The following is a 5,395-nucleotide window of genomic DNA, read 5'->3' as shown; positions in this document are numbered from 1 at the left end:
TGATCCGTTTGTAGAGTAGGCCGGATTTACTCGATTGTGATGTTTTTATTCCAAGTAATTCCACTAATGTCGGTCAATATTAATTCATACTGGCCTTCGGGAAGATTTTGCAAACTGTTATCTCTAATTGCCAAAGTAGCTTTGCTGCCCAATGGGATGATAAGGCTATGTTTACCAGGGACTACCTTAGCTATATAATCATTCTTTATATTAGTGAGAGGGAATAATGCAAGGTCTTCTCCATTCTTTTGAAGTATCACTTTTCCACTTGTGTCTTTAAGAGTAATGCCAATAAGAAATGAGCCGTATACATCGGCACCCTCAACACGATATACTTTAAAAGACAGGGCTCCGTTATTGACATTTGCATCTGATATCTCAATTTTGGGTTTTACTGATTTGTTATGTAGTGGTCCCCATACGCCATTATGAAAAACCTGGTTGGTATATAGGGTGAGTATGAACAATATGGCTGCACCGCCGATTGCTACTTTACTGAATCGCTTGATAGACAATGGAAGTTCGCCGGAAGTAACCCATACCAGCCATTTATTTTTGGATAGTTGGGGCTGTAGCAGATAATCCAAAGAGTATTTTCCGCCGCCGGACAGGAAAATGGTGAATCCTGCGGATACGCCTAAAATACCTATTTGCCATTCATCAAGACAGGTTGTTCCTAACCAGCCGGAACCCAACAGAATGCCGAATGCAAGACTGAATACGCCGATACTCATTAATCTGGTAAAGAAACCAAGCATATAGAGTAATCCGACAACACCTTCAATGATAGTAAAGATAACCATCGCCCACCAAAGTAAATCGGGGGTGCTGACGAGATATTCGATGATGGGTTTGATTCCTATGGAATTAGGTAGGAAATGATTGAACTTCTCTCCAATGTATCCGGTAGAATCCGGGATAAGTTTGTTTTCGAGGACGAGTCTCCGCCAAAAGGCTGAAAAATAAGTCCAACCAACAATAAGTCGTAATGAAAGGGTGAAAATACCGGCCAGTGTATAGGCGGTAAGTTGTTCTTGTTGCTGCTTCATTGCAATGTTTGATTTTGTTATAATTGAGTGAATCGTTTCTTATACAACAAGTTTCCATTGGAAAATGTTTTAATGGATACCTATTTTTAAAGAAACGATTCCACTCAAGACAAACTACATACAAACAAAGCTAAACTTATGCTAAGGTTATCGCTTAAACTGCCATCTTTATACCTTCTTTTTTACTGCAATATCGTTTGCATTGCTGGCATAGGTCATATCCCAGCATGGCTCCTAAAATAAAATCTTCTTCGGCAGTCAGTTGATTTAAAGGATGGATGATGATGTGCCGCATGGCTTCCATACATTCTGCCTTTCCAAAAAACAGGTTGATTTTATTGGTACCTACTTCCTGTATCATATAACTGATCTTTTGATTTTTCAATCGGCGGATGGCAAATTCTTCGTGCTCTTTACTCATTGTGTAAAGTACCATGTTGCGTACGCCTTTCTTAAACTCATAAATATGATTAAGAAAAATTCGGATTTCGCCGGGGATGATTCTTTCAGTTGCCATGATGCAAAGTATTCTTTTTATGTTAAGGTAAAATTAGCTAATTTCTTGTTTCACTTGTTCAGCCCATGCGTTGATACGTTCGTCTGTTTTGCTATCTTCGTTGACTTCGTCAAGCGGAAGGCCTACAAACTTGCCGTCTACAACAGCGATAGAAGAGTCGAATGTGTAACCTGCGGTGTCTGTTGCTCCACAGAATTTACAATGGGTATCTTTCAAGTTTTCATAAAGAATGCCTATTGCGTCACAGAAGGTGTCGCTATACGAGTCAGAATCGCCACAACCGAACAGGGCTACAGACTTATGAGATAAATCACATTTCTTTAAAACTTTTACTCCATCGTACCAGTCGTCCTGAAGTTCGCCTGCTCCCCAAGTGGAAGAGCCGAGCACCAATACGTCATATTCATTGACTAATGCCTCTGTTAGCTTGGATACATCAAATACATCTGCCGATGGTACATCTAATTTCTCTGCAATTCGACGGGCAAGGTCTTCTGTTGTTCCGGTTGTGGAACCATAAAATACACCAATTTTATTCATCTTTGATTCGTTTTTAAATGTAACGCTGCAAAGATAGAGGGGCTTGAAGAAATAGGAAATCCCCATTTATAATGGAAGATTTGTCTCATTCTCATTATAAATGGGGATATATGGAATAAAAATAGTCGATATTGTTAATGGTGGAATAGGCGGATGCCTGTAAATGCCATTGCCATATTATATTTGTCGCAAGTTCCAATCACATGGTCATCACGTACGGAACCACCCGGTTGTGCAATGTAGCTGACACCGCTTTTATGCGCGCGTTCTATATTATCTCCGAATGGGAAGAAAGCGTCCGATCCTAAAGCTACACCTGTCATCGTATTCAGCCATGCCCGTTTTTCTTCACGTGTCAGCACTTCCGGCTTTTCTGTGAAGAACTGCTGCCAAACGCCGTCTGCCAATACATCGTCATAATCCTCCGAGATGTAAACGTCGATAGTGTTGTCACGATCTGCACGACGGATTTTTTCAATCCATGGCAAGTTCATCACTTTCGGATGTTGGCGTAAATACCAGATATCTGCTTTATTTCCTGCCAGACGCGTACAGTGGATGCGTGACTGTTGGCCTGCGCCAATACCGATTGCCTGCCCGTCTTTGGCATAACACACCGAATTGGATTGCGTATATTTTAAAGTGATTAAGGCAATGATTAAGTCACGTTTTGCATCAGCCGGAATTTCTTTGTTCTGCGTAGGCATCTCTTTCAAAAGGCTTTCATCGATTTTCAATTCGTTTCTTCCTTGTTCGAAAGTCACTCCGAATACATCTTTGTGTTCGATAGGAGCCGGACGGTATGCAGGATCTATCTTTATTACATTGTAAGTCCCTTTTCTTTTATTCTTCAGAATTTCCAGCGCTTCGGCTGTGTAGTCGGGGGCAATTACGCCGTCGGACACTTCACGGTTGATGATGCGTGCTGTTTCTTCGTCGCAAGTGTCGGACAATGCGATGAAATCTCCGTATGATGACATACGGTCTGCGCCACGTGCACGTGCGTATGCTGTGGCTAATGGAGAGAGTTTCATGTCGTCTACGAAATAAATCTTTTTCAGCGTGTCGCTCATTTCTACCGCAACAGCAGCACCCGCAGGGCTGACATGTTTAAAAGAAGCGGCAGCCGGCAGTCCGGTAGCTTCTTTCAGTTCTTTCACTAATTGCCAACTGTTGAACGCATCCAGCAGATTGATATAACCGGGACGTCCATTCAATACTTCGATGGGGAGTTCTCCTTCTTTCATGAAGATACGGGCAGGCTTTTGGTTAGGGTTGCAGCCGTATTTCAGTTCGAGTTCGTTTGCCATTTTATTAAATATAAAATTACGAGTTACTAATTACAAATAGATAGCGACAAAATTACTAAAAAAAGACTAGCTTGCCTAAAGTTGTGCCACAAAATAGTAGCATATAATTAGTATTTGCTAACGAATGAGGATGTAAAATACCTATAAATGATGATTGTATTTCAGCAAAATATTCCGTTTCTTTGCAGTCTCTAATATACATAGGTATGATGGATAATTTACAGAAATACAAGCCAACTGATAAGATGATCGATCTCATCAGCGATAATTATTCTTTGTTGCAAGTGATGAGTCGTTTTGGACTTTCGTTGGGTTTTGGTGACAAAACAGTCAAAGAAGTTTGTGAACTAAATGGAGTGGACTGTCGGACCTTTCTGATTGTAGTCAACTTTATGGCCGAAGGCTTTTCCCGGCTCGATGGGGATAAAGATGATATTTCCATACCTGCATTGATTGATTATCTGCGGCAGGCACATATTTATTTTCTTGATTTTTCTCTTCCGGCTATTCGTCGTAAACTGATCGAGGCAATCGACTGTTCGCAGGACGATGTGGCTTTTCTTATTCTCAAGTTCTTTGACGAATATACACGGGAAGTGCGTAAGCACATGGATTATGAAGAGAAAACCGTCTTTAAGTATGTCGATTCATTGATTAAGGGAAATGCTCCCAAAAACTACCAGATCAGTACCTTTTCCAAACATCACGATCAGGTAGGGGAGAAGTTGACAGAACTAAAAAATATCATTATAAAATATTGTCCCGCCAAGGCAAATGAGAATCTTCTGAATGCGGCTCTTTTTGATATATATGCTTGCGAAGCCGGATTGGAATCTCATTGCAAAGTGGAGGATTATATTTTTGTTCCTGCTATTCTGAATTTGGAAAGGAGGATGAGGGAAAATGAAAAATAATGAGGTCGTTCGAATTGCTATTGCAGAAACTTCTGTAATTATTCGTGGTGGGTTGACTGCTGCGTTGAAGCGTCTTCCCAACGTAAAAGTGCAACCGATAGAATTGTTGTCTGTTGAAGCATTACACGATTGTGTCCGAACGCAATGTCCCGAGATGCTGATTGTCAATCCTGCTTTTGGTGATTATTTTGATGTTGCTAAATTCCGGGAGGAAATATCTGGTAAAAGGATACGTATAATAGCCCTGGTCACTTCTTTTGTAGATGCTTCATTATTGGGTAAGTATGATGAGTCTATTTCAATATTCGATGATCTGGATATTCTTTCTAAGAAAATTGCCGGTTTATTGAATGTGGCTTCTGAAGAAGAAGAGGTGGATAATCAGGATACGCTTAGTCAGCGGGAAAAAGAAATCGTCATCTGTGTGGTGAAGGGGATGACGAATAAGGAAATAGCGGAAAAGCTGTTCTTGTCGATTCATACTGTTATCACACACCGGAGGAATATTAGCAAAAAATTGCAAATACATAGTGCTGCTGGTTTGACTATTTATGCTATTGTAAATAAGCTGGTTACGTTGAGTGATGTGAAAGACTTGTAGCCTGCAAAAGTGTTATAAAATACAAAACCGTTTGCGCACACGAAAAATATTCGTACCTTTGCAAAGCAGTTGGGAAATTGCTGTTAGTTTATAAAGGTAAAAGAAAATATTAAAAAGGTATTAGATTAGATAATTTAAGGTATTAAAAGTTTTTTAGTTTAGTTCAATAGGATAAGTTTTTAATAGAAGGTAAAAGGATAACAATAGGTAAGAGGTTTTTAGGTAAAAAGAAGATTAGTTTTCAGGAAATTTGAGGTACTATGGAAAAGCCTTTTGGCTTTTCTGATGCAGTGGCGAGTGGTTCTATAAAAAGAATTGGCTCGTTTTTTTTTGTATACAGCTTTAGTTCACCACAGAGGACACGGAGGACACGGCTCAGTCTGAAACCTTGGGGGATTGCGTTAAAATTCTTATTTTTGCATCATGAAAACATCCTCTTCCCAAACGATTGATCCTGTTGCTTC

6 protein-coding genes are annotated in these 5,395 nt (G+C 40.0%); 2 read left to right on the top strand and 4 right to left on the bottom strand.

Translation table 11 applies throughout. The features are described 5' to 3' along the window. Nucleotides 1–26: 26 nt before the first annotated feature. The 4 genes from KFO40_RS25050 to KFO40_RS25035 all read right to left on the bottom strand — a co-directional run bounded on the left by KFO40_RS25050 (nt 27) and on the right by KFO40_RS25035 (nt 3,416). Nucleotides 27–1,049, bottom strand: a complete 1,023-nt coding sequence (locus KFO40_RS25050; protein ID WP_004312526.1) for a TQO small subunit DoxD — start codon at nt 1,047–1,049, stop codon at nt 27–29. Between the two features lie 154 nt (nt 1,050–1,203). Further along, on the bottom strand, nt 1,204–1,566 hold the full coding sequence (locus KFO40_RS25045; protein WP_004312525.1) for a DUF2023 family protein: 363 nt from the start codon (nt 1,564–1,566) through the stop codon (nt 1,204–1,206). A gap of 33 nt (nt 1,567–1,599) precedes the next feature. Further along, nucleotides 1,600–2,106, bottom strand: a complete 507-nt coding sequence (fldA, locus tag KFO40_RS25040) for a flavodoxin FldA (RefSeq protein ID WP_128859733.1) — start codon at nt 2,104–2,106, stop codon at nt 1,600–1,602. 134 nt (nt 2,107–2,240) lie between these two features. Beyond that, the gene (locus tag KFO40_RS25035; protein ID WP_074708834.1) at nt 2,241–3,416 is read right to left on the bottom strand and encodes a phosphoribosylaminoimidazolecarboxamide formyltransferase; all 1,176 of its coding nucleotides are present in this window, start codon (nt 3,414–3,416) and stop codon (nt 2,241–2,243) included. Nucleotides 3,417–3,625: 209 nt separating this feature from the next. On the opposite strand from KFO40_RS25035, the gene KFO40_RS25030 reads away from it, so the two are divergent. After that, entirely contained in the window at nt 3,626–4,330 is a 705-nt protein-coding gene (locus KFO40_RS25030; protein ID WP_032841758.1) for a hemerythrin domain-containing protein, read from the top strand. Further along, nucleotides 4,320–4,931: a helix-turn-helix transcriptional regulator gene (locus KFO40_RS25025; RefSeq protein WP_128859734.1), complete on the top strand. Its 612-nt coding sequence runs from the start codon at nt 4,320–4,322 to the stop codon at nt 4,929–4,931. Before KFO40_RS25030 ends, KFO40_RS25025 begins: the two co-directional genes overlap by 11 nt. The last annotated feature ends 464 nt before the right edge of the window (nt 4,932–5,395 follow it).

The organism is Bacteroides sp. 1001302B_160321_D4 (assembly GCF_015667765.1).
GTDB lineage: Bacteria > Bacteroidota > Bacteroidia > Bacteroidales > Bacteroidaceae > Bacteroides > Bacteroides xylanisolvens.
This window is presented reverse-complemented; position numbering and strand designations above follow the sequence as displayed.

Coding starts and splice junctions, on each gene's coding strand:
- KFO40_RS25050 (WP_004312526.1), bottom strand. CDS start 1,049: ATGAAGCAGCAACAAGAACAACTTACCGCCTATACACTGGCCGGTATT.
- KFO40_RS25045 (WP_004312525.1), bottom strand. CDS start 1,566: ATGGCAACTGAAAGAATCATCCCCGGCGAAATCCGAATTTTTCTTAAT.
- KFO40_RS25035 (WP_074708834.1), bottom strand. CDS start 3,416: ATGGCAAACGAACTCGAACTGAAATACGGCTGCAACCCTAACCAAAAG.
- KFO40_RS25025 (WP_128859734.1), top strand. CDS start 4,320: ATGAAAAATAATGAGGTCGTTCGAATTGCTATTGCAGAAACTTCTGTA.
- fldA (WP_128859733.1), bottom strand. CDS start 2,106: ATGAATAAAATTGGTGTATTTTATGGTTCCACAACCGGAACAACAGAA.
- KFO40_RS25030 (WP_032841758.1), top strand. CDS start 3,626: ATGGATAATTTACAGAAATACAAGCCAACTGATAAGATGATCGATCTC.